We start from the raw sequence: 23,381 nt of genomic DNA on the forward strand, positions 1-23,381 counted from the left end.
CCTCCCAGGGGCGCGAGGGGCGCGCGGCGGCTCGGTCCTTCCCATCATCGGCCGCGCGCGGGCCGGTCGCCCCCGTGCGTGCGCGCGGAGCGGCCTGCGACACTCGTTCGCGTACGGAGGGACCCACCGGTGATCGGACGGCACGATGCCCAGCGACGGACCCCGCGATCCCACGCCCCTGCTCGACGGGCCGTGGTACCTGACGGCGAACGAACTGCTGGCGTTCGCGCTGGAGGTGACGGCGCTCGCCTGCCTGGGCTGGTGGGGGTTCGGCGCTGATGAGGGCGTGTTGACGCGCACCGCGCTGGGCCTGGGCCTGCCGCTCGCGGGTGCCGTGCTGTGGGGGTTGTTCGCGGCGCCGCGGGCGCGGGTACGGCTGCCGCTGGCCGGGGTGCTCGTGGTCAAGGCGGCGGTGCTCGGGGGCGGGGCCTACGGCGTGCACGCGCGGGGGCACTCGACGGCCGCGCTGGTGCTGGCCGTCGTCATGGTGGCCGACACGGCCGTGGCCGAGACGGCGCGGCGCTCGGCGTCGCCGGCTCGGGCGGCGTGAGGGAGGGGAAGGGCGTGTGCGGCGCATGGAGTTGATCGCGTCCGGGCGGGACGCGGACGTGTACGCGTTGGACGGCCACCGCGTGCTACGGCGTTACCGGCACGGCGGGCCGACGGAGCGCGAGGCGCGGCTGATGGCGTACGTCGCGGAGCATGGGTACCCGGTGCCGCGCGTGCACGACGTGGACGGCGCGGACATGGTGATGGAGCGGCTCGCGGGGCCGACCATGGTCGAGGTGCTGGCGCGACGGCCGTGGCGCGTACGTCGGCTCGGGCGGCAACTGGGCGCGCTGCACGACCGGTTGCACGCGATACCGGCGCCCGGCTGGCTGCCGGTGGGCTTCGCGGGGACGGACGACGACCGCGTGCTGCACCTCGATCTGCACCCGGGCAACGTCGTGCTGACGGGGCGCGGTCCCGTCGTGATCGACTGGCGGAACGCGGCGGCGGGCGCTCCGGCGGCCGACCTCGCCATGACCCTGGTGACGGTGGGCACGGCCGACATCCCCTGGCCCGTGGTGCGGGCCGGGCGGGGGCTGTTGCTGCGGGGGTTGCGGGCCGGTTCGCGGGCGGATCCCGGGCCGTGGCTGCGGGCCGCCGTCGAGACCAGGAGGGGCGATCCGAACGTGACGGCGCGGGAGGCGGCCCGGCTGCGCGCCTTCGCGGAGGCCCCGGGGAAGGTCTCGGGGGACGGCTGACGGCGGCGGATCGGGGCGCGTTGTCAGTGGTGCCTGCTTCCATGGGGAGTGCTGGGACGTGGAGGAGGGGCGCGATGGGCACCTGGGGCAGTGGGAACTTCGACAACGACACGGCGGGCGAGTATCTGGCCGGAGTCGTGGGGCGGTTGGTGGACGAGGTCGCGGAGGCGATGGCGGGCGATCCGGTCGGGATCGAGCCCGACGAGTACTGGGGCGTCGTCGTCCCGTGCAACGTGGAGTTGCTGACCGCCCTGGCCGACGCCGGGCACGGCGCGGGGTCGTTGCCGACTCCGGCCGTCGTCGAGGAGTGGCGGCGGGCGTACATCGACGTGTGGGAGCGGACGATAGACGAGTTGGAGCCGACGCCGGGCCACCGCGCCGAGCGGCGCGCGATACTCGACCGCACCTTCGAGGGGCTGGCACGGGCCGCAGCCGCCGGGGGGTGAGTGCGCGCGGGAGCGTCCCGGCGGGTGTGCCGGGACGCGCATGATCCGGAGGTCCACACGTCCGACGCGGTACGTCGAGGACGAGCTGAGGGACGTCGGCCACGTCGCGGCCCACGGGAACGCCGCGGCGGAGCGGGACGCTGACGGGCTGACGGGCTGACGAACGTCCTTGTACCGCACGGCGGTCGTGGCCGACCCGGGTACGGGGCGGGTACGAGGCGGGGGCCTTCGCCCTGCTGCGCTGGGCGTTCCTCGGCCCCGATCCGCACGTCCGCCGGGTCGCGCTGGTCGCCGTGTCGGTCACCGGGTGGCGGGAGTTCGCGGGCGCCCTCCTGGAGGTGAGCGCGTCGGACCCCGTGGCGGGGATACGGGACCTGGCCGCGCGGGTGCGGGGCCTCGTCACCGCCGCCCCGCCACGTCCCCGTGAGCTGAGGGGGACGTCCCGGCCGGTCCCCCGTTGGGGGCGCGGGGTGCGGCGGGTCAGCCGCCGTCCGCCGCGAGGCGTACGCCGAACGCGGCGATGACGCTGCCCGTGATCCGGTCGAGCACGCGCCGGGCCCTGGGCGTGCGCAGGACCCCGCGCAGCCCCCGCGCGAAGGCCACCAGCACCGCCGACCATGCCAGGCCCAGCAGGATGTGCACGCAGGTCAGCAGCACGCCCGCCGTGAAGTGGGGCGCGCCCTGCGGGATGAACTGCGGCAGGACGGCGACGTAGAACACGCCCACCTTGGGGTTCAGCAGATTGGTCAGGGCGCCCTGCCGGAAGCCGCCGGTCAGGGTGTCGGACGATCCGGCCGCCGCGCCCTCCGCGCCGTCCTGTTCACCGGCGCCGCGGCGCCAGGTGGCGGCCAGCATCCGGACGCCCAGCCAGACGAGGTACGCCGCGCCCGCCCAGCGCAGGCACGTGTAGGCGAACTGGGAGGCGGTGAGCAGGGCCGTGACGCCGAGCGAGGTCAGGGCGCCCCACACGAACGTGCCGGTCTGGATGCCGAGGACGACACCCCAGGCACGCCTGCGGTGCCCGAGCCCGGCCGTGCGGAGGATCAGCGCGGTGTCGAGCCCGGGGGTGAGCGTCAGGAGTCCGACGACGAGGGCGAAGGACCACAGGGAGGTGGCGGTGTCCATGCGGGGCAGCGTACGGCCGCCGCCCGCCCGCCGGTACGGGCCGGGTCCGCGGGAGGACCCGGCCCGCCGCCGGTCAGGAGCCCGGAATGGTCGTCAGGAACTCGCCCGTCCAGGCGAGCAGGTCCCGCCCCGTCAGCGGCTTCCCGCCGATCCGCGCCGTCGTCGGCCGGGGCACCAGCACCTGCTGCGTGGACCGCTTGAGGACCGAGCCGGGGTAGACCCGGTTCAGCCGCAGTTCCTGCGACTCCCGCAGGTCCACCGGCGAGAAGCGGATACGGCTGCCCTGCAACGTGACGTCCGTGACGCCGCAGGAGCGGGCCAGCATCCGCAGCCCCGCGACCAGCAGCAGGTTCTCCGTCGCCTCGGGCAACGGGCCGTAGCGGTCGGTCAGTTCCTCCCGGACGGCCCGGATGTCGTCCTCGCTGTTCGCCGCCGCGATGGACCGGTACGCCTGGAGGCGCAGCCGCTCCCCCGGCGCGTAGTCGTGCGGCACATGGGCGTCCACCGGCAGCTCGATCTTCACTTCGAGGAGCGACTCGTCCGGCGCGCCGTCCCCGCCCGACTCCAGGGCCGCCCGGTAGTCCGCCACGGCCTCGCCCACCATGCGCACGTACAGGTCGAAGCCGACCCCGGCGATGTGCCCGGACTGCTCGCCGCCCAGGAGGTTGCCCGCGCCGCGGATCTCCAGGTCCTTCATGGCGACGTACATGCCCGCGCCCATCTCGGTGTGCTGCGCGATGGTGGCCAGCCGCTCGTGCGCCGTCTCGGTCAGCGGCTTCTCCGGCGGGTAGAGGAAGTACGCGTAGCCGCGCTCGCGTCCGCGCCCGACCCGGCCGCGCAGCTGGTGGAGCTGCGAGAGGCCGAACATGTCGCCGCGCTCGACGATGAGCGTGTTCGCGTTGGAGATGTCGATGCCCGACTCCACGATCGTCGTGGAGACCAGCACGTCGGAGCGCTTCTCCCAGAAGTCCACGACGACCCGCTCCAGCGTGCCCTCGCTCATCTGCCCGTGCGCCGTCGCGATGCGCGCCTCGGGGACGATCTGCCGCAGGCGCGCCGCGACCCGGTCGATCGACTCGACCCGGTTGTGGATGTAGAAGACCTGCCCCTCGCGCAGCAGTTCACGGCGGATCGCGGCGCCGATCTGCCGCTCCTCGTAGGGCCCGACGAACGTGAGGACCGGATGCCGCTCCTCGGGGGGCGTCGTGATGGTGGACATCTCGCGGATGCCGGTGACCGCCATCTCCAGCGTGCGCGGGATGGGCGTGGCCGACATCGTGAGGACGTCCACGTTGGCGCGCAGCTTCTTCAGCTGCTCCTTGTGCTCGACGCCGAAGCGCTGCTCCTCGTCCACGATGACGAGCCCGAGGTCCTTGAACTTCACCTCGGAGGAGAACAGCCGGTGGGTGCCGATGACGACGTCCACCGCGCCGTCGCGCAGCCCGTCGAGGGTCGCGCGCGTGTCGGCGTCGGACTGGAAGCGGGAGAGCGGGCGCACGGCGACCGGGAACTGGGCGTAGCGCTCGGAGAACGTCCCGAAGTGCTGCTGCACGAGCAGGGTCGTCGGCACGAGGACGGCGACCTGCTTGCCGTCCTGCACCGCCTTGAACGCCGCGCGCACGGCGATCTCCGTCTTGCCGTAGCCGACGTCGCCGCAGATCAGCCGGTCCATGGGGACGGACTTCTCCATGTCCTCCTTGACCTCGGCGATGGTGGTGAGCTGGTCGGGCGTCTCGGCCCAGGGGAACGCGTCCTCCAGCTCCCGCTGCCAGGGCGTGTCGGCGCCGAACGGGTGCCCGGGGGCGGCCATCCGCGCCGAGTAGAGCTTGATCAGGTCGGCCGCGATCTCCTTGACGGCCTTGCGGGCGCGGGCCTTGGTCTTCGTCCAGTCGGCGCCGCCGAGCCGGTGGAGCGTCGGGGCCTCGCCGCCCACGTACTTGGTGACGAGGTCGAGCTGGTCGGTCGGCACGAACAGCCGGTCGCCCGGCTGGCCGCGCTTCGCGGGCGCGTACTCCACGACGAGGTACTCGCGCGTGGCGCCCTGCACGGTCCGCTGGACCATCTCGACGTAGCGGCCCACGCCGTGCTGCTCGTGGACGATGAAGTCGCCCGCCTCCAGCGTGAGCGGGTCGAGCGTCTTGCGGCGGCGCGCGGGCATCCGGCCGCCCTCGCGGCCCGCGGCCTTCTGGCCGGTGAGGTCCGTCTCGGTGAGGACGGCGAGCCGCAGCGCCGGGGCGAGGAAGCCGTGCTCGACGGCGCCGCAGGCGACGTGGACGAGGGACGGGGCGAGGTCGGCGGGCAGCACCGGGTCGAGCCGCGCCGGGACGTTCTCGCCGCCGAGGATGTCCACGGTCCTGCTGGCCGGGCCCTGGGCCTCGGTGAGGTAGACGACGCGCCAGCCGTCGGCGAGCCAGCCCTTGGTGTCGGCGAGGGCGCGGGCGATGTCGCCCCGGTAGCTCTCGGCGGCGCGCAGGCCGAGGCGCAGGGTGTCGTCGGCGCCGTCCACGCCGCCCGCCACGTCGCCGGGCTCGGGCGGCAGGTCACCGGCGTCGCCCGCGTCCACGCTCTGCGAGAAGGGGGAGACCGACCACCACGGCATGCCGAGCGCGGCGGCGTGCTCGCGCACCTCGGCCAGGCCGCGCAGCGACGCGGCGCCGACGTCGATCGGGGCCTCGCCCGTGTCGCTCATCGAGGCGGCGGCCCAGGAGGCGTGCAGGAACTCCTGGCTGGTGGCGACGAGGTCGGCGGCCCGCGTGCGGACCCGCTCCGGGTCGAGGACGACCGTCAGGGAGCGGTCCGGGAGGACGTCGAGGAGCAGCTCCATGTCGTCCACGAGCACGGGCGCCAGGGACTCCATGCCCTCGACGGCGATGCCCTCGGCGATCTTGCCGAGCAGCTCGACCAGCTCGGGGTGGGCGACGGCCAGCTCGGCGGCGCGGCGGCGCACCTCGTCGGTGAGGAGCAGTTCGCGGCAGGGCGGGGCCCACAGCCCGTGCGGGGCGACTTCGAGGGACCGCTGGTCGGCGACCTTGAAGTAGCGGACCTCCTCGACGTCGTCGCCCCAGAACTCGACCCGCAGGGGGTGTTCCTCGGTCGGCGGGAACACGTCGAGGATGCCGCCGCGCACGGCGAACTCGCCGCGCTTCTCGACCAGCTCGACCCTGCTGTACGCGGCGGCGGCCAGCGCCTGCGTGACGGTGGACAGGTCGGCGCTCTCCCCGGCGCGCAGCGCGACGGGCACGAGGTCGCCGAGGCCCTTGACCTGCGGCTGGATGACGGAGCGGATCGGGGCGACGACGACGGAGACCGGTCCGGCGCCCGGGTCGTCGGACCGGGGGTGCGCCAGGCGGCGCAGGACGGCGAGGCGGCGGCCGACGGTGTCGGCGCGCGGCGAGAGGCGTTCGTGCGGCAGCGTCTCCCAGGCCGGGTACTCGGCGACCTCGTCGGGGGGCAGCAGGGAGCGCAGCGCGGCGGCCAGGTCCTCCGCCTCGCGGCCGGTCGCGGTCACGGCCAGGACGGTGCGGCCGGTGCCGCGCGCGAGCGCGGCGATGGCGAAGGGCCGCGCGGCGGGCGGGCCGACGAGATCGACATGACGGCGTGTGCCGTCGTCCGTGGCGGCGACGGCTTCGGCGAGCGTCGGCTCGTGCGAGACGGCGGCGAGCAGACCGGCGAGAGACATCAGTGGTTTTCCGTCCCCGGAAATGGACAACACGAAAGCCCGGCGGGAGCACCGACCGGGGGGTTCCCAGGGTACGCCGCCGGGCGGGTGACCGCGTGCGGGCTCGGCCCGCGGGGGGGGCGCCGGTCAGGTGTTCACCCGGGGGCGCCGTCCGCCTCGGCGCGCAGGCCGCCCAGCAGGAGGTCGAGGCCGCCGCGGAACTCGTCGTCCGCCGCGAGGCCACCGGCGTCGGCCGCCGTCGCGGCGAGCAGCGGGTGGTCGTCGGGGGGCAGCGCGGCCAGCGCCTCGGTGCCGGGCCCGGCGAGGGGGCCGAGGCGGTTGTTCTGGAGCGCGCCGATCAGGTAGGCGGTCAGCGCGCGCAGGGCGACGACGCGCCGGGTGCCGTCGAGTCCGGCCGCGGTCAGGGCGGTGAGGACCGCCTCCGACCAGCGCCACACGCCCGCCGCGCCGTGCCGGTGGGCCACCAGCAGCGGGACCGTGGCGGGGTGCTCGGCGACGGCGGCGCGTGCCCGTTCCATGAGCGCGGCGACCTGCCGGTCCCAGGGCGCGGGCGGCGGCGTGACGTCGATGTCGCGCAGCACCCGGTCCACGACGAGGCGTTCCAGCTCGGCGCGCCCGGCGACGTAGCGGTACAGCGCCATCGTGGACATGCCGAGCCGGTCGGCGACGGCGCGCATCGTGAGACCGGCGGGGCCGTCCTGGTCGAGGACGGCGAGCGCGGCGTCGGCGAGCTGCGCCGGGGTGAGGGAACGGGGTCGTGGCATCGCCTTGACAGCGTACCGGGTACGCTCATAGCGTCGGTAAGCGTACGGCGCACGCTTACGTGTCGCCACCGGCGAAGGGACCGATCCGCGATGGCCGCGCAACCCCACCCGTCACCCACCAGGTACCGCCCCGGATCCGTCGTCGCGGCCCGCCGCCTGACGGCGCTCGACGGGGAGCCGATCGCCGTCCCCGCCACCGACGGGAAGCTGGTGCATCTCCAGTTCCGCCGGTTCGCGGGCTGCCCGGTCTGCAACCTGCACCTGCGCTCGATCGCCGTGCGCCACGGCGAGATCACGGCCGCGGGCGTCCGCGAGGTCGTCGTCTTCCACTCCCCCGCGTCCGAGCTGCTGCCGCACGCGGACGGGCTGCCGTTCGCGCTGATCGCCGACGGGGAGCAGGCGCTGTACCGGGAGTTCGGCGTCGGACGCGGCAGCCGCTCCGTCCTCGACCCGCGCGCCTGGCCCGCGATGGCGTACGGGGTGCTGCGGGACCTCGGGCCCGTCCTGCTCCGCAGGCGGCGTCCGCCCGTGGCCCGCCCGGCGGGCGGACGGCTGGGGCTGCCCGCCGACTTCCTGATCGCCCCTGACGGCACGGTCGTGGCCGCCACGTACGGCGCGCACGCGAACGACCAGTGGTCCGTGGACGAACTCCTCGCCCACGCCGCCACCGCGCGCCGCGCCGGGACGGGGGACGGCGCGTGACCTTCGACCGGACCGCGGACGCCGCCCGCTACGAGGTCGTCGGCGCGGGCAGCGACGCGGCGCTGTTCGCCGCCGCCGCGCTCGAACCCGCCGACCGCGTCCTCGACATCGGCTGCGGCTACGGCCGCACCACCCTGCGCGCCGCCGCCCAGGCACCGGACGGCGAGGCCGTGGGCATCGACATCGCCGCGCCGCTCCTGGCCGAGGCCCGGGCGACGGCGGCGAGGACCGGCGTGCGGAACGTGTCGTTCGTGCACGCGGACGCGCAGACGCACCGCTTCCCCGAGGCCGCGTTCGACGTCGCGCTCAGCCGCAACGGCGTCATGTTCTTCGCCGACCACACGGCCGCCTTCTCGCACATCGGCCACGCCCTGCGCCCCGGCGGCAGGCTGGCGTTCACCGTGCCGGGCGACCCGGCGTCGAACGAGCTGCCCCAGGTGCTCGGCGCCGCGCTGCGCGGACTGCTGCCGTCCGGCATGACGAGGAGCGGCGCGCCCGGCGTCTCCTCGCTCGCGGACCCCGGCAGGATCAGGGACGTGCTGACCGGCGCGGGCTACGAGCGGATCACCGTCACCGGCCTGGGGACGACGCTCCGGCTCGGCGCGACGGTGCACGAGGCCGCCGCGTTCCTGCGCGACTGGGGCGCCGTCCGCGACGCCCTGCCCGACCCGGAGTCCCCCGCCGTCACGGAGGCCCTGGCCGCGGCGCTCGCGCCCTTCGGCCCGTCGCTGCGCGCCACGGCCTGGCTGGTCAGCGCGCGGCGACCCGTACGGTCGGCTCGTGACGGACGGGGAAGTTGACGGACGCCGCGATGAAGCAGCTGTCGGACGCGGGGCCGTGCAGCGCGGTGGCGGCCTCGACCATGCCCGCCTCGGCCACGGTCACGACCGGCCGCAGCAGGACCTCCGTGAACGCGCCCGCGCCGCCCGTCTCCTCCATCGTGCCGCTCGCGGCGTCCTCGTAGCCGGTGACGACGATCTTCCGCAGGGAACACAGGGCCAGGTAGCTGAGCATGTGGCACTGGGAGAGGGAGGCGACGAGCAGTTCCTCGGGGTTCCAGCGCGTGGCGTCGCCGAGGAACGCGGGGTCGGCGCTGCCCGGCAGGGCGACCGTCTTGCCCTCGGCCGCCGCCTCGGTGTCGCGCGCGTAGGTCTTGTATGCGGTGGTGCCGCCCGAGGCCGCGCCCGTCCAGCGGACGGTGACCTCGTAGCCGTGCTGCCGTGTCCTGCTCACGCTGCCGCTCCTTCACATGACGAGTACCGATCCCCCCATGATCGCGCACCCAATCTGACGTGAGCATGCCCCTAATCTGTTACCTGCAGCTCGCGGTGCAGAAACGTTCCGCCGCCACGATGGCAAGTGAGCCAGGCCCCTGTCCGCCCCCACAGCGAGGGACTTCGCGTGAACCCCCACTTCTACGCGCGTCACCGAATAGCCATGGCCGCCGCCCTCACCGGCGTCGCCACCGTGGCCTCCCTGCTCAGCGCCCCCGCCGCCCAGGCCGCGTTGCCGACACCGGTCAGCGCCGCGACCGCCCGTTCCTACCTCGCCGCCCTGCCGGTCGCCACCGAGGACCGCTCGGGCTACAACCGCGACCTCTTCCCGCACTGGATCACCCAGAGCGGGAGCTGCGACACCCGCGAGGTCGTCCTCCAGCGCGACGGCACCAACGTCGTGACGAACGGCAGCTGCGCCGCGACCAGCGGCAGTTGGTACTCCCCCTACGACGGCGCCACCTGGTCGGCCGCGTCCGACGTGGACATCGACCACGTCGTGCCGCTGGCCGAGGCGTGGGACTCGGGCGCCGACGCGTGGACGACGTCCCGCAGGCAGGCGTTCGCCAACGACCTGAGCCGTCCGCAGCTCGTCGCCGTCACGGACAACGTCAACCAGTCCAAGGGCGACCGCGACCCCGCCGAGTGGATGCCCTCACGCGGCGCGTACCACTGCACGTACGCCCGCGCCTGGGTGCAGGTGAAGTACTACTACGGGCTCTCGGTGGACTCCGCCGAGAAGAGCCGGCTCACCAGCGTCCTCAACGGCTGCTGAGCCCCGCCCCCTCCACCGCACCACCGCGTCACCGCCTCCTCGGGCGGCCCGGCACGCCCCGGGCCGCCGCACGGACCACCCCCCTCCCCCGCCCCGTCGTGCTCACAACCGCAGGGCGGCGGAGGGGGGTTCACGCGTGCGGGCCGCCGCCTACACCGTGATCATGTCGAACCGCTCCCACGGCCCGATGGCGTCGCGGTTCGCGATCAGCGGCGCCGTGCCCGCGTTCGCCGCCGACACGTACCGCCCGTTGGCCTGCGCCCGGAGGCTGACGCTGCCGTCGGCGTTGCGGATCAGCTGGAACGTCTCCCAGGGCCCGGCCGTGGCCCGGTTCGCGATCAGCGGCGCGGCCCCCGCGTTCTCCGCCGAGACGTACAGGCCGTTGACCTGCGCGCGCAGCCCGATCATGCCGCCCGGCAGGGTGACCACGTCGAACCGCTCCCAGGCGCCGATGCTCGCCCGGTCGGCGATCAGGGGCGCCGCGCCCGCGTTCGCCGCGGTCACGATCTGCCCGTCGGCATGGGCGCGGAACCCGGCGGTGGAGGCCACCGGCGGCTGGGCGGGGATGCGGAACGTCGAGGGCGAGTCGTTGCGGACCGCGACCTGGCCCGCGCGGAGGTTCGTCACCGTGGTGCCGGAGAAGTTCCCCGTGCCGGTGACGCCCGGCTGGACCCAGATCCCGTGCAGGGCAGGGCCGTCGATCGTGTTGTTCGTCAAGGTGGCGTTGACACGCTCCCGTTCGACGGACAGCCCCGCGCCGAGCGAGCCGCGGAACACGTTGTTGGTCAGCGTGACGTTCGTGTAGGCGTCGGGGAACTGCGAGGTGGCGGGCGGCGAACCGATCCGCGCGCCGTGCCGGACACCGTTCCAGCCACCGCCGCCGATGAGGACGTTGCCGGTCACGAGCGCGGACTCCAGGGGGCGCCCCGAGTCGCCGAAGATGCCGATGTCCAAGGTGCTGTTGGACGACACGCTGTTGACGAGGTTGTTGCGCATCTCGATGTCGGTGCCCCCCGCGATCCGCAGGCCGTTGGCCCACCACGGCGCGATCGCCGTGTTGTTGAGGACCCGCGCGCCGCTGAGCCCGGGGTTGTCGCCCGCGGCCCCGGCGTCGGAGTAGACGGCGAAGGAGTCGTCGCCCGTGCCGCGGGCGAAGTTGTTCTGGACGGTGATGTCGTTGCCGCGCTTGTCCGGGTGCGGGGTGTTGCTGTTGTTGATGTTGTAGCCGTCGCCGTAGCTGTCGGCGGTGCGGCTGTCCCGGATCGTGCCGCCGGTGCCGGAGAGCCAGTTGGCGTCGGTGTGCCGCGTCCAGATGCGCTCGACGAGCCAGCCGTCGGCGCCGCTGGCGTTGATCCCGTAGTCGGAGCCGCCGGTGCCGCGGACCTCGCGCCAGATCGCGTTGGCGTCGATCTGGAGGTCGGAGAGCATGGTGCCCGAGCCCACCAGGATCTGGGAGCGCCACGAGACGGTGGGCAGCGGGACCTTGCGGTACAGCGTGGTGTGCCACATACCGGCGCCCCTGACCGTCACGCCGGTGAAGTCGAGCGGGACGGGGGCCAGGCTGTTCGTCAGGTAGGTGCCCGGCGGTATCCAGACGGACTTCCCCTGCTGGCGGGCGGCGTTGACGGTGTTCTGGATGGCGACCGTCGAGTCGGTGCCGAAGGTCGGGTCGGCGCCGTAGCTGACGACGGAGAGTGAGTCGGCGGGCTGGGTCCTGGCCGGGCCGACGTTCTCCAGATCGACGGAGTCGAGGGCGTAGAACGCGGCGGTGTTGGCGGCGTCCTTCCGGAGCGTGATGGTGCTGCCCGGGGCGATGGCGGCGCCGGTGATCCGCACCGGGAATTCGTTGTAGAAGCGGTAAGGCATTCCTCCGGCGTTGGGGTCGTCGGGATTGGTCGTGGCGCCCCGGTAGTTCCACGCCTGGCGGGAGCTGAGCGTGATGGCTTGGCGGAACGTGCCGTTCACGTAGACGTTCAGCGTCGCCGTGATGCCGCCGCCCGCGGGGGCGTCGGGTATCGAGGCGCGGACGACGAGGGAATTGGCGTTCGCGCCGCTGCTGTTGGGGATCGTGACGGAATCGCCGGTGGCCCGCAGCTCGGCGAGCGCGTAGCCCGACGCCTCGGTCTCCAGCGTGGCCGCCGTCGGACGCGGCGCTCCGGGGACGAGGGAGCGGACGCGGGCGCCGCCGCCGAGCGTCCCGGTCTCGGCCTCGACCGTCACGAACGGGGTGGTGGCCCCGGCCGCGGCGATCACGTCGGCCTCGGACGGCCCGGCGGCGGGGACGGCGGGCGCGGCGTCCGCGTGCCCCTCCTGCGCGGGAAGAACAATCAGGGCGCCCGTGGCGGCCAACGCCATACCGCACAGGCTGGAAAAGATTTTTCTGTACACGAATTCACCTCTCGGTGGGGGGAACTACTGGACGGACCGGTAGACCACGAGCAGGCATGCCTCGAAGTACTCACGTAGCGCGGGGAAGTGAGCAGTGGGCATTCTGGTATGGAGAAATGAATTGCACAATGAATTCGTCACCGTCGGCCGGACAATCGGCGGGCGGACGCCGGGTGTTCGGGGTGCGGGCCGTGCGGGAAGCCCGCCACGGGGCCGGGCTTCCGCGACGCACCGTGACGGGCGGTTCCGGCGCGTCGGCCTACCGCTGGGTGGCGAGCCAGCTCTCGAAGGACGTCGGCGCGATGCGGGCGCCGTCGCCCGGGAGCAGGACGTCCCCGGCCATGTCGGCGCCGAACAACCCGGACCAGCTCGGGACCAGCCGCACCGCGTGGCCGCGCGCGTCGAACGTGCGGCGGGCCATGTCCACCAGGTCCTGCCGGTCGGGCCCCGCGACGTCGCGGTAGCGGCCCTGCGGGGCGCCCGCCGCGATCTCGGCGAGGACGTCGGCCACGTCGGCGGGCGCGATCGGCTGCACGAGCAGCGGCGGGACGGTGGCGGCGCCGTCCCGCTCGGTCCAGCCCGCGACCATCGCCGCGAAGTCGGTGAACTGGGTGGCCGGGACGATCGTCCACGGCACGGGCCCTGCCGCGACCAGGCGTTCCTGCTCGCGCTTGCCCGCGTAGTGCGCGTTGCCCTCCACGCGGTCGATCCCGACGATCGAGAGCAGCACGTGGTGCCCGACGCGCGCCCGCCGCCCGGCGGCCAGCAGGTTCCGGGTGGTGGCGCCGAAGTACGCGACGGCCTGCGCCGGGTCTGTCGCCGTGCTGTTCGTCGCGTCGATGACGGCGTCGGCGCCGGTGAGGGCGTCGTCCAGGCCCTCGCCCGTGGTCAGGTCCACGCCGAGCGAGCGGCTGACGCGCACGACGTCGTGCCCGTCCCGCTCCAGCGCGGCGGTGGTCAGGGCCCCGATGTTCCCGGTGGCCCCGGCGACGGCGATCCTCATCCGTTGACTCCTTCGTCTCGCACAGGCTCGGAACTCTATCTCGGACTTCATGCATCCACAATCTCCGAGATAGGATCGAGGGCATGAAGCTGCCCGTGAGTACCGAATGGTTGTTGCACTGCGCCACGACGCTGGCGCAGCTCGACGAACGGTCCACGACGTCGGCGGCGCAGCTCGCGCGCTACTACGACCTGCCGCCGGCCTCCCTGGCCAAGCAGCTGCAATCCCTCGTCAGGGCAGGCGTGTTGACGGCGACGACCGGGCCGCGCGGCGGCTTCAGGCTCGCGCGGCCCGCCGCGGGGATCACGCTCCTCCAGGTCGTGGAGGCGGTGGACGGCCCGTCGTCGCCCTACGAGTGCCGCGAGATCAGGCAGCAAGGACGGGGCGCGCTGCCCGCCGAGGACTGCCGGGACACGTGCGTCCTGGCGCGGAGGATGGCCGAGGCGCACGAGGCGTGGCGGCGCAGCCTGGCCGCCACGACGCTCGCCGACATCGTCGCCGAGCTTCCCGCGACGGCCCCGGCCCGCACCCGGCGGCGCATGGCGGACACGGCGGGGGGCTGAACCTGCGACCGGCAGGTGGTCGGGGGCGGGTTGTCCCGGCGCGGGGCGGGGATGACCGGGCGCATGGAGATCTTCACGTTCGACCGCGCGGAGCGGGTCGTGGGACGTTTCGGCAGCGTCGGCACGCGCGCGACCCGCGTCGCGGCGGGTGACGGCGGCGCGGTGTCCTTGACCTGCCTGACGCTCGCGCCCGGCGGGACGATCGGCGCGCACCGGGCGCCCGTGCCGCAGCTCTTCCTCGTCGTCGCGGGGGACGGCTGGGTGGCGGGGGCCGACGGCCGCCGGACCCCGGTCACGGCCGGTACGGGGGTGCGCTGGGACGCGGACGAGACGCACGCGTCGGGCAGCGAGGCGGGGCTCACGGCGCTCGCGCTCGAAGGCGCGGGCCTGCGCGTCTTCCCGCCCGACCCGCCCGACCCGCCCGACCCGCCGGGCTCGGGCGACGGGGGACGGCTCGTCTGAGGCACCGGGGGCGCGGGCTCACGCCGGGTCCGGCGGCTCGTTGAGCGCGGACAGTTCGCGGGCACGCCGCACCAGTGCCTCCCGCACGGCGTCGGGGGCCAGGACGCGCAGCGGCGTGCCGAGCGTGAGCAGGTAGCGGGCGAGGCCGTCGGCGTCCATGCCGCCGACCTCCACGACCGTCGCGTCGGGGCCGTCCTCCCGGTGCGTGCCGACCGACGGGGGGACGATCCGCAGCGCCGCCTCCATCGGCAGGGGCAGCCGCACGGTGGCCGTGCACGGGTAGCCGCGCAGGGCGGTGTTGCGGCTGACGAGCCCGGCCGGGTCGGGCGGGTCGCCGCCGTACTCGGCCCGCGCGCCGGTGCCCGTCGTCGTGACGACGCGGTCGGCGCGGAACGTGCGCCAGGCGCCGCGCGTCACGTCGCGGGCGACGAGGTACCAGCGCCGCCCGGTGTGGACGAGACGGTACGGGTCGATCTCGCGGACGGTCGTGCGGCCCGCGCCGTCGCGGTAGGTGAGGCGGACCCGTTCCGCGGCCCGGCAGGCGGTGGCCAGATCGAACAGGACACGGGCGCCGACCTGCCGTTCCGCGTTCCCCGGGAGGCGGACGAACGCCGTGTCCATCTCGCCGAGCCGGTCCGCGATGCGCCGGGGCAGCACCTGCCGCAGCTTGAGCAGCGCGGACAGCGCCGCCTGGTCGCCGCCCAGGGCGCCGCCGAACGCGGCCTCCCGCAGCCCGACGGCGACGGCGAGCGCCTCCTCGTCGTCCAGGCTGATCGGCGGGAGGCGCGTGCCGTGGCCGAGGCGGTAGCCGCCCCAGGGGCCCGGCTCGGACTCCACGCCGTAGCCGAGGTCGCGCAGGCGCGCGATGTCGCGGCGGACGGTGCGCTCCGTGACCTCCATGCGCCCGGCGAGCTCGCCCGCCGTCCAGCTGGGGCGGGCGGACAGGAGGGAGACGAGCCGCAGCAGGCGGGTGGAGGTACTCATCACACCGCCCAGTCTCGCCGACCAGGACAGAAGCCGTCCTGGTCACGTCCTAGCGTGCTCGGCATGACCACGGACACCACTGGCACCACCGACAGCAACGACAGCAACGACAGCAACGACACGAGGCCCACGACCGACGAGACCCCGGCGGGCGCGCCGCGCGCGACCTGGGCCGGTGTCTCCTTCGACTGCGCGGACCCTGCGGCGCTCAGCCGCTTCTGGGGCGAGGCCCTCTCCCTGTCCGCGCTGCACACGAGCGACGACTTCATCCTGCTGGGGAGCGCGGGCTCGCCCGGCCTGGGGTTCTGCCGGATCGACGGGTACGAGCCCCCGACCTGGCCGACGCCCGAGCGGGAGAAGCAGGCGCACCTCGAGATCGGCGTCGAGGACCTGGACGCCGGGCAGGCCAGGATGCTGGCGCTCGGCGCGACGGAGCCGCCGTCGCAGCCGTCGCCCGACCGGTGGCGGGTGCTGCTCGACCCGGCGGGGCACCCGTTCTGCCTGTTCGTGCAGGCATGACCCGGCGGTGTGCCGCCCCGTCCCGTCCCCACGCCGGAGCGGGGCGCGGGCGGGGCGGCACACGGCCCCGGGTCAGGCGTGCGTGAGTTCCGCGACGACGACGCCGAAGGGCGGCAGCGTGACGGCGTCGAGCGGCGCGCCGCCGTCGAGGGTGCGCAGGGCACCGGCGGACGGGGCGACGACCGGCGTGACGGTCACGGCCTCCGCGTGCTGGCTCACGAACCAGACGAACGAACGTCCGTTCTCGTGCTCCATGCGGCCCACCATGACCTGCGCGTCCGGCACCGTCACCTCGGGCGTCACGCCCGCCTCGGCGGCCAGGGCCGCGTAGAGGCGGTGCGTCGGCTCGGGGTTGACGCGCGGGGTGAGCGCGGCCATGTGCTCGATCGGGTAGGTGCACAGCACCATCCGGCCGCTGCCGACGGCGTACGACAGCAGAGCGGGACGGCCCTGCGCGTCGGTGGCGACGACCTCGGCCCCGTCCGGCTCGACCGGCAGGCGGCTGCGCGAGTTCTCCGTGCCCGCGACGGCGAAGCACAGCTCCTCACCGGCGCGGATCGCGCCGAAGTCCCGCTGGAAGACGAGCCGCACCTCGTTCTCCGTGATCGGGTCGGTGAGCCCGTACCGCAGGCTCTTCTTCACGCCGAACGTCTCGTCCAGCCTCGGCCACCACGGGCCGCGCTGCACCCCGTGCTCGCCGACGAAGTACGACGCGTACACCGTCGCGCCCGCCTCGGCGCGCGCCCGCAGCTGCCGCCAGCCGGGGGCGGTCAGCTGCTTGGCCGACGGCAGCAGGTAGAGCGCGCAGTCGTCCGGCAGGCCGTCGGCCTCGCGCGCGACGCCCACGGGCAGGTCGGCCTCACGGGCGGCGACGTACGCCTGCCGGGTGTGGGCGAAGACGCTGGACGCGTCCTCCGGCTGGGTGAAGGGGTAGCGCTTCTCCAGGAACGAGGAGACGACGAGCGCGATCCGCGTCGGGGCGCGGTGGAGGCGGGCGACGTCCACGGCGGCCAGCACCTCGGTGAAACGTTTGACCTCCCGCAGCTGCTCCTTCGGGCGGCCCTGGTCGTCGGTGAGCCCGAAGTGCATCTCGAACGGGTGGTGGGAGTAGGGCTCCTGGTTCCACAGCGCGTCGTAGTCGGTGTTGTTCCACGGGATCCAGCCGGTGGCACCGGCCAGCAGCGTGTTGTGCAGGATCTGCCGGTAGTAGTGGGCGGCGTTCTCCTCGGACACGTAGTCGGAGGTCAGGCCGAACTCCTCCATGATCACCGGCTTGCCGTCGATGTCGAGGAGTTCGCAGATGAACGCGGCGCCGAGGTGCTGGCGCACCTCGTCCGTCTCCATGCGGTAGACGTGCGGGCCGTGGAAGTCGATCAGCGGGGCGAGGTCGCGGACGCGGAAACCGTTGTCCGCGCCGGTGACCTCGACGCCCCAGGCGCCGTCGCCGACCGAGACGGGCTGCCGCGCCCCGGCGGCGCGTACGGCGTCGATGAGGGTCCGCGCCCAGGCGGTGACGGCGTCGGCGTCCACCGTGCCGATGCCGCGTGACTGCCAGTGGGCGTAGATCGGGATCTCGTTGGTGAGCAGCCAGCCCGCGACCGCCGGGTGGTCCTTCCAGCGGGCGGCCAGCTCGCGGACGTACCACTCCTGCTGGGCGACGAAGGAGGCGTCGGAGAAGAGGTCGCGGCCCGCGCGCCAGGCGGGGTCCCAGTTCTGGCCGGACATGTGGCCGACGAGGAAGGTGGGGATCGTCGTCATGCCGAGCGCGTGGTGCCGGTCGAGGAAGTCGTCGTAGTGGGCGAGGAGTTGCTCGTCCAGGGTGTTCTCCGCCGGCATGAAGTCCGGCCAGTAGAAGAAGGACCGCGTGAGCGTGATGCCGTGGTCCCGCATCACGCGCAGCTCCTCGTCGATGACGGCGGGCCGGTAGTCGCGCCACATCAGGGGGCCGCCGGTGCGTGACCAGTAGTTGACACCCACCCACACCGATCCGTCGGGGAGTTTCGCCGCGTTGCGCCTCATCGGTGGACCCGCTCTCTTCCGTGCCGTTCCGTTGTCGTCCACCGACAGGTATATCGTTATACCAAGGCCGCTGTCGATACCCCGGCCCACGTGGACCGATCTCCGAGGTACAACGTTTTCCTCTCCGGTCACGGGCCACGGCCGCCACGCCGCTGGTACGGTGTGGGCACTCCTCCCGGGCCCTGCGGCGGCCCGGCGGGCGGAACGAAGGGGTTCTCGGGTGGCGGGACGCAAGGGAGCGGCGAAGCCGACGATCGCCGACGTGGCGGCGCTGGCCGGTGTGTCCGTGTCGGCCGTCTCCAAGGTGGTCAACGGGCGCGGCAGCATCTCCGCGCCGACGAGGCAGCGCGTCCTGGACGCCGCGGAGAAGCTCCGCTGGTCGCCCTCCGCCACCGCCGTCGCCCTGCGCGGCGCACGCACCAAGGCCATCGCCATGGTCGCGAGCCGCGCCCCCGACGTCCTCGCCGCCGACCCGCACTTCACCGTCCTCATCGCGGGCATAGAGCGCGAGCTGGCCCCGGCCGACCACGGCCTCCTGCTGCACATCGTCGGCGAGGAGCCGGACGCCGAGGAGCGCGCCTACCGCCGCCTCGCCGGGGAACGCCGCGTGGACGGCGTGATCCTCACCGAGAGCCGGGTGAACGACCCGCGCTTCCAGCTCCTGCGCGACCTCCGCCTGCCCGCCGTCCTCGTCGGCGAGCCCTGGCCCGACGACCCCGTCACCACCGTGCGGGCCCCCGCCCAGGACGCGGGCATGGCCGAGGCCGTCGCCCACCTGCTCGACCTCGGACACCGGCACTTCGCCTACGTCTCGGGCCCCGAGGACCGGGTGCACACCGTGTTCAGGCGCCGCGTCTTCGAGTCGGCACTCGCCGCCGCGGGGCTGCGCCCCGGCTGGATGATGACCACCGACTTCACCCCGCAGGACGCCGCCATGGCGACGACCGCCCTCCTCTCCCCGAAGAACGCGAGCCGCCCCACCGCCGTCCTGTACGCCAACGACACCATGGCCATCGCCGGGATGTACGCGGCCCGCCGCCTCGGCTACGACGTGCCGGGCGACGTGTCGGTCGTCGGCTACGACGACCTGCCGCTCGGCGGCGTCGTCTTCCCCGGCCTGACCACCATCGGCCAGGACCTCACCGAGATCGGGCGCGCGGCGGCGGCCGAGATGTTCCGCCTCCTCGACGTCGCGCGCACGGACGAGACGCCGCTGCCCGCGCTCGCCGCGCCGCGCCTCGTGGTCCGCGAGTCCACCGGCCCGGCCCGCCCCGGCCCGGGGCACTCCCCCCGTTAGGCCGCCGCGTGCCACCGCTGGCCGCGCGCGCCCTCGGCGCGCTGCACCGTTTCAACGCCACGCACCCGTGGGACCACAACGCCCACCACCACCGGTGGATCACGCGGCGGCTCCCCCGCCGTCCCGCCAGCGCCCTGGACGTCGGCTGCGGCAGCGGCGACCTCGCCCGGCTCCTGGCCCGGCGCGCCACGACCGTGCACGCCCTCGACGCCGACCCGGCCGTCCTCGCCCTCGCACGCGGTCTGACCCCGCCCGCCGCGCCCGTCACGTACGCGCTCGGCGACGCCGTGACCGATCTGCCGCCGGGGCCGCACGACGTGATCACCTGCGTCGCCGTCCTGCACCATCTCCCGTTCGCCGAGGCCCTGACCGCCTTCCGCGAACGGCTCGCCCCCGGCGGCACCCTGCTCGTCGTCGGCCTCTACCGGCGGCACACACGCCGCGACGCCCTCACGGACGCCGTCGCGATCCCCGCCAACGCGGCGATGGGCTGGCTCAGGAACAGGGGCCGCCGCGCACCCCTTCCCGTCGCGATGACGGCGCCCACGCGCCCGGCGGGGATGACGCTTGAGGAGATCACGCGCGAGGCGCGCCGCCTCCTGCCGGGCGCCCGGCTGCGGCGCAGGCTGTTCTGGCGCTACACCCTGGAGTGGCGAAGGCCTTGAACGCGCGTCAGGTGCGGCGCGCCGTGAGCATCGCGAACGTCAGGTACTCCCCGGCGTCCTTCAGGAGCATGTCGATGACGGGCTGCTGCGCCGCGCCGTCGGAGCCGTGGGCGGCGCAGGCGCGGGTCCACAGGAGCCAGTCGCGCCATCCGTCGGGCTGCGCGCGCGCCGACGTGACGGTGACGAGGCCGGTCGTCTCCCACAGGAAGCGCCACCACTCCGGCGTGTGCCAGGCCATGGCCTCCCAGCCGACGACCTCCCGCACATGCGGCGGCACGCCCCCCATGTCCCGTGCCTCACGGGTCATCGCGGGCGTGGCGACGCCGAGTTGGCCGCCGGGCCGCAGGAAGCGCACGAGGTAGGGCAGGTAGGAGTCCGCCGTGCCGAAGTACTCGAAGGCGTCGATCGACACGATCGCGTCGAAGCTCTCCCCGTCGAACGGCAGGGTGTGCGCCTCGGCCCGCACCGCCTCCACGCGGTCCGCGACGCCCGCCGCCGCGAAGACGGCCGCCGCCTCCTCCGCCGGTATCCACCAGTCGGCCGCCACCACGTGGACGCCGAACTCCCTTGCCAGGAAGACGGATGTCGCGCCGCGCCCCGAGCCGAGGTCGAGCACGCGCATGCCGGGCCGCAGGTCGAGGTCGCGGGCCAGGTCCTCCAGCAGCCACAGCGGATGCGGGCCCATGTCGAGGTCGAGCAGCCACTCGGGGTCGTACGCGGCGGAGCGGGGGTAGCGGTCCTGGCGCACCAGGTCGGCGGGGCGGACGGGCTCCTCTGCGCTCATGGGCGCACCACCTGACGCCGGTGGACCCGCGACACGACGAGTGCGGCGGCGCAGGCTCCCCAGAACCCCCAGAAGGGCACGCCGGCGTCAACCGACGCGAGGCTTATGCCCGTTCCCGCCATTCCGACGACGTCGCAGTACTCCAGGTATCTCACCCGAATCCGCCCTCCCCAGGCATAGGTGCCGTCCACCCTCCCGCAGGAACCCGCCCCGCGCCACCGGTTTCCCTGGCGGGCGACGGCCGTTGTCAGACCCCTGCGTCATGATCTCCTCCGGGGCGTCGCGGAGGCGCGCCGGGGAAGCCGGAGGGGGCCGACCATGGACATCGGGCGTCTGGTGCGCGAGCTGGAGTCGCGTGAGACCTCGCGCGCCGCCTCGGACGCGCTGGTCGCGCACGGACCGGCCGCCGTGGGGCCGGTGCTTCGGGAGCTGACGGACGAGTCGTCGCCCGTGGAGTGGTCCACGTCCGCGTGGGTGCTGCGGCGCATGGGCGAGGTCAGCTTCGACCCGCTGGTCGAGGCGATGGCGGTGGCGACCACGCCCGAGGTGCGGCGGCGCCTCGGCTGGGCGTTCCAGGGGTACGGGGCGGCGCTGCTCGACCGGTACGTCGCCGCGCTGGCGCACCCGGCGGCAGCCGTCAGGGAACAGGCGGCCATCGGCGTCCAGTTCTGCGGCGCGGACGGCATGCCCGCGGCCCCGGCCCTGCTGGAACTGCTGGGCGATCCGGAGAAGGACGTCGCGGGCCGTGCGATGTTCGTCCTCTCCCAGCTCGGTCCGGCGCTGATACCGGCGCTGCGCCGCATACGGGCCGAGGGGCCGGGACGGCGGCGGGCCGGGGCGCTCACGGTCCTCGCGGCGCTCGGCGGCGAGGCGGCGCTGTCGGAACGGGACCGCGCCGCCGTGGAACGGCTGATACGCGTCAAGCTCCTGGACGACAGCCCACAGGCGCCTGAGACCTGCTGGCTGCACTGGATGGCCGTGCCGACCGGCGACCAGGCGGGGGTCATGGCGGAGCTGGGCCTGTCGGAGCCGCGCGCGGTGACGTTCGCGCTGGGCAACGACGTGGTGGACACGGACGGCCATGACGGCGGCGGGTTCGGCCGGGTCTTCGTGACGCCCGAGCTGAACGGCTGGACGTTCGTCGTCGGCCGCTGGTGCGACCCGGCGGGGGCGGAGCGGCGGGAGGAGGTGCGCGGCCTGTGCGCCGCGCTGAGCAAGCGGTACGGGCAGGCGCAGGCGTACTACCTCGGCGAGCAGGGCGACGGCTCGGGGTGGCTCGTCGCGCGGGACGGCACGGTCGTCCGTCACTGGTGGACGGCGGCCGAGGACGAGGAGGACGACGACGCGGCGCGCGGCGTGATCGGCGCTCCCCTGCCGTACGAGGTGGCGCGCCGCGCCGCGCTGGAGACGGAGGAGGACCCGGAGGACGTCGAGGACGCGTGGGAGTGGGCCACGGCGGAGATGGCCCCCGAGGTGGCCGGCTCCGAGGGCTTCAACCTGCTGGCGGTGGGGCCCGGGACCCCGGTGCGCGGGACGGGTGTGGTGGCGCTGACCCCGCAGGGCGCCGCCGAGGGGCACCCACCGGGGGCCCACCGCATCTGACGGCGGCGCGCTGCGCCGGGCTCCGCGCCGCTCCGGCGCGCTCCTGGGTACCCTGGAGCGCGCGGCCGACGCACGTCCGGCCGCACGGCGGTGGGGCCCGCCGTACCCGAACCGCGGCGCCGTCGCCGACAACGGTCCCTGCCTGGTCCGTCCGCGCGCTCCCGCGCGCCCAGCAGGCAGGAGAACGACCGCATGACCGACGAGCACGGCGAGCGCCCCGAGGGCGGAATCCCGCCCGTCGAACCCCCCGTCGAACCGCCCATCGACCCGGACGCGGCACCCACCCCGGGCGAGAGCGAGGCCCACGTCCTCGCGGCGATCGCCCTGGGCGGCGCGCTCGGCGCCTGCGCCCGCTACGGCGCCGGGCTGCTGTGGCCGGTGGCCCAGGACGCGTTCCCCTGGACGACGTTCGCGGTCAACGTCACGGGCTGCGCCGCGATGGGCGTCCTCATGGTGCTGGTCACCGAACGGTTCACGGCGCACCGGCTCGTCCGTCCGTTCCTCGGGACCGGCGTGCTGGGCGGCTACACGACGTTCTCGACGTACGCCACCGACGCCCGGCACCTCCTCACCGGCGGCCACGTCCCGACGGCGATCCTCTACCTGACCGCCACCGTGGCCTGCGCCGTCGCGGCGGTCACGCTCGCCGCCCGCCTGACCCGCCGCCTCACCGGCGCGCCGACCGGACGGGGGCGGGCGTGAACTGGCTGCTGGTCATCGCGGGCGCACTGGCCGGCGCGCCCCTGCGCTACCTGACCGACCGCGCCGTGCAGGCCAGGCTCGGCACCCTCTTCCCCTGGGGCACGTTCCTCGTGAACGCCCTGGCCTGCGCCGCCCTCGGCTTCCTCGGCGCGGCGGCGTTCCCCGCGAACGTGGAGCACCTGCTCGGGCCCGGCCTGTGCGCGACGTACAGCACGTACTCGACGTTCTCCTGGGAGACGCTGCGGCTGGCCGAGGCGGGCGCCCCCCTCCGCGCGACGGCCAACGCGCTCGCCTCCCCCGCCGTCGGCCTGGCCACGGCCTTCCTCGGCGCGGCACTGGCCGACACCCTGGGCCTGTGACCTCGCCGGGCACGCGCGCCGC

Annotated in this window: 23 protein-coding genes; 14 read left to right on the plus strand and 9 right to left on the minus strand. The window is 74.5% G+C overall.

Annotated elements, in window-relative coordinates; genetic code table 11:
* Positions 1-145 precede the first annotated feature (145 nt).
* From IF27_RS27095 to IF27_RS27105, 3 genes are all read left to right on the plus strand, one after another.
* Positions 146-550, plus strand: a complete 405-nt coding sequence (locus tag IF27_RS27095; protein ID WP_052852479.1) for a YrdB family protein — start codon at positions 146-148, stop codon at positions 548-550.
* A gap of 25 nt (positions 551-575) precedes the next feature.
* Positions 576-1,247 (plus strand): phosphotransferase, encoded by a 672-nt coding sequence (locus IF27_RS27100; protein ID WP_052852480.1) that lies wholly within the window; start codon positions 576-578, stop codon positions 1,245-1,247.
* 74 nt (positions 1,248-1,321) lie between these two features.
* Positions 1,322-1,693: a DUF4259 domain-containing protein gene (locus IF27_RS27105; protein WP_052852481.1), complete on the plus strand. Its 372-nt coding sequence runs from the start codon at positions 1,322-1,324 to the stop codon at positions 1,691-1,693.
* Positions 1,694-2,173: 480 nt separating this feature from the next.
* On the opposite strand, the gene IF27_RS27110 is transcribed toward IF27_RS27105, so the two are convergent.
* The 3 genes from IF27_RS27110 to IF27_RS27120 form a co-directional block, all read right to left on the minus strand.
* Entirely contained in the window at positions 2,174-2,818 is a 645-nt protein-coding gene (locus IF27_RS27110; protein ID WP_052852482.1) for a LysE family translocator, read from the minus strand.
* Positions 2,819-2,891: 73 nt separating this feature from the next.
* Complete coding sequence (gene mfd, locus IF27_RS27115) at positions 2,892-6,497, minus strand: transcription-repair coupling factor (RefSeq protein WP_052852483.1); 3,606 nt, start codon at positions 6,495-6,497, stop codon at positions 2,892-2,894.
* 134 nt (positions 6,498-6,631) lie between these two features.
* Positions 6,632-7,261, minus strand: coding sequence for a TetR/AcrR family transcriptional regulator (locus IF27_RS27120; RefSeq protein WP_052852484.1), 630 nt, complete (start codon positions 7,259-7,261; stop codon positions 6,632-6,634).
* Positions 7,262-7,351: 90 nt separating this feature from the next.
* On the opposite strand from IF27_RS27120, the gene IF27_RS27125 reads away from it, so the two are divergent.
* Entirely contained in the window at positions 7,352-7,963 is a 612-nt protein-coding gene (locus IF27_RS27125) for a peroxiredoxin-like family protein (RefSeq protein ID WP_052852485.1), read from the plus strand.
* A complete protein-coding gene (locus tag IF27_RS27130) occupies positions 7,960-8,763 on the plus strand; it encodes a class I SAM-dependent methyltransferase (RefSeq protein ID WP_052852486.1) in 804 nt (267 codons plus the stop codon). Before IF27_RS27125 ends, IF27_RS27130 begins: the two co-directional genes overlap by 4 nt.
* Here IF27_RS27130 and IF27_RS27135 read toward each other — a convergent pair.
* The gene (locus IF27_RS27135) at positions 8,714-9,196 is read right to left on the minus strand and encodes an OsmC family protein (protein ID WP_052852487.1); all 483 of its coding nucleotides are present in this window, start codon (positions 9,194-9,196) and stop codon (positions 8,714-8,716) included. The two genes, IF27_RS27130 and IF27_RS27135, sit on opposite strands and share 50 nt — an antisense overlap.
* 204 nt (positions 9,197-9,400) lie before the next feature.
* On the opposite strand from IF27_RS27135, the gene IF27_RS27140 reads away from it, so the two are divergent.
* The gene (locus IF27_RS27140; protein ID WP_052852488.1) at positions 9,401-10,012 is read left to right on the plus strand and encodes an HNH endonuclease family protein; all 612 of its coding nucleotides are present in this window, start codon (positions 9,401-9,403) and stop codon (positions 10,010-10,012) included.
* Between the two features lie 150 nt (positions 10,013-10,162).
* On the opposite strand, the gene IF27_RS27145 is transcribed toward IF27_RS27140, so the two are convergent.
* The gene (locus tag IF27_RS27145; RefSeq protein WP_110946286.1) at positions 10,163-12,367 is read right to left on the minus strand and encodes a glycosyl hydrolase family 28-related protein; all 2,205 of its coding nucleotides are present in this window, start codon (positions 12,365-12,367) and stop codon (positions 10,163-10,165) included.
* A gap of 292 nt (positions 12,368-12,659) precedes the next feature.
* The gene (locus tag IF27_RS27150) at positions 12,660-13,403 is read right to left on the minus strand and encodes an SDR family oxidoreductase (protein WP_052852489.1); all 744 of its coding nucleotides are present in this window, start codon (positions 13,401-13,403) and stop codon (positions 12,660-12,662) included.
* A gap of 83 nt (positions 13,404-13,486) precedes the next feature.
* On the opposite strand from IF27_RS27150, the gene IF27_RS27155 reads away from it, so the two are divergent.
* Entirely contained in the window at positions 13,487-13,966 is a 480-nt protein-coding gene (locus tag IF27_RS27155) for an RrF2 family transcriptional regulator (protein ID WP_052852490.1), read from the plus strand.
* A gap of 63 nt (positions 13,967-14,029) precedes the next feature.
* Positions 14,030-14,428, plus strand: a complete 399-nt coding sequence (locus tag IF27_RS27160) for a cupin domain-containing protein (RefSeq protein WP_190233115.1) — start codon at positions 14,030-14,032, stop codon at positions 14,426-14,428.
* An 18-nt stretch (positions 14,429-14,446) separates the two neighbouring features.
* Here the strand turns inward: IF27_RS27160 and IF27_RS27165 are convergent, their stop codons facing one another.
* A complete protein-coding gene (locus tag IF27_RS27165; RefSeq protein WP_052852492.1) occupies positions 14,447-15,415 on the minus strand; it encodes a helix-turn-helix transcriptional regulator in 969 nt (322 codons plus the stop codon).
* Positions 15,416-15,475: 60 nt separating this feature from the next.
* On the opposite strand from IF27_RS27165, the gene IF27_RS27170 reads away from it, so the two are divergent.
* The gene (locus IF27_RS27170) at positions 15,476-15,931 is read left to right on the plus strand and encodes a VOC family protein (protein ID WP_190233116.1); all 456 of its coding nucleotides are present in this window, start codon (positions 15,476-15,478) and stop codon (positions 15,929-15,931) included.
* A 72-nt stretch (positions 15,932-16,003) separates the two neighbouring features.
* On the opposite strand, the gene IF27_RS27175 is transcribed toward IF27_RS27170, so the two are convergent.
* On the minus strand, positions 16,004-17,950 hold the full coding sequence (locus tag IF27_RS27175) for a glycoside hydrolase 5 family protein (RefSeq protein WP_052852493.1): 1,947 nt from the start codon (positions 17,948-17,950) through the stop codon (positions 16,004-16,006).
* Between the two features lie 220 nt (positions 17,951-18,170).
* Here IF27_RS27175 and IF27_RS27180 point away from each other — a divergent pair, with 220 nt between their 5' ends.
* Both IF27_RS27180 and IF27_RS27185 read left to right on the plus strand, forming a co-directional pair.
* Positions 18,171-19,247 carry a LacI family DNA-binding transcriptional regulator gene (locus IF27_RS27180; protein WP_052852494.1) on the plus strand — a complete coding sequence of 359 codons (1,077 nt, stop codon included), beginning with the start codon at positions 18,171-18,173 and terminating at the stop codon, positions 19,245-19,247.
* An 8-nt stretch (positions 19,248-19,255) separates the two neighbouring features.
* Positions 19,256-19,912, plus strand: a complete 657-nt coding sequence (locus IF27_RS27185; protein WP_052852495.1) for a class I SAM-dependent methyltransferase — start codon at positions 19,256-19,258, stop codon at positions 19,910-19,912.
* Positions 19,913-19,919: 7 nt separating this feature from the next.
* Here the strand turns inward: IF27_RS27185 and IF27_RS27190 are convergent, their stop codons facing one another.
* A complete protein-coding gene (locus IF27_RS27190; RefSeq protein ID WP_052852496.1) occupies positions 19,920-20,696 on the minus strand; it encodes an SAM-dependent methyltransferase in 777 nt (258 codons plus the stop codon).
* A 318-nt stretch (positions 20,697-21,014) separates the two neighbouring features.
* On the opposite strand from IF27_RS27190, the gene IF27_RS31685 reads away from it, so the two are divergent.
* The 3 genes from IF27_RS31685 (at position 21,015) to IF27_RS27205 (ending at position 23,359) form a co-directional block, all read left to right on the plus strand.
* Complete coding sequence (locus IF27_RS31685) at positions 21,015-22,298, plus strand: HEAT repeat domain-containing protein (RefSeq protein ID WP_052852497.1); 1,284 nt, start codon at positions 21,015-21,017, stop codon at positions 22,296-22,298.
* Positions 22,299-22,490: 192 nt separating this feature from the next.
* Positions 22,491-23,000, plus strand: coding sequence for a fluoride efflux transporter CrcB (crcB, locus tag IF27_RS27200; protein ID WP_052852498.1), 510 nt, complete (start codon positions 22,491-22,493; stop codon positions 22,998-23,000).
* Positions 22,997-23,359 carry a fluoride efflux transporter FluC gene (locus IF27_RS27205; RefSeq protein WP_052852499.1) on the plus strand — a complete coding sequence of 121 codons (363 nt, stop codon included), beginning with the start codon at positions 22,997-22,999 and terminating at the stop codon, positions 23,357-23,359. The genes crcB and IF27_RS27205 overlap by 4 nt, the downstream gene beginning before the upstream one ends.
* Positions 23,360-23,381: the final 22 nt, after the last annotated feature.

The sequence above is a fragment of the Streptomyces avicenniae genome, assembly GCF_000719135.1.
GTDB classification, from domain to species: Bacteria; Actinomycetota; Actinomycetes; order Streptomycetales; family Streptomycetaceae; genus Streptomyces; species Streptomyces avicenniae.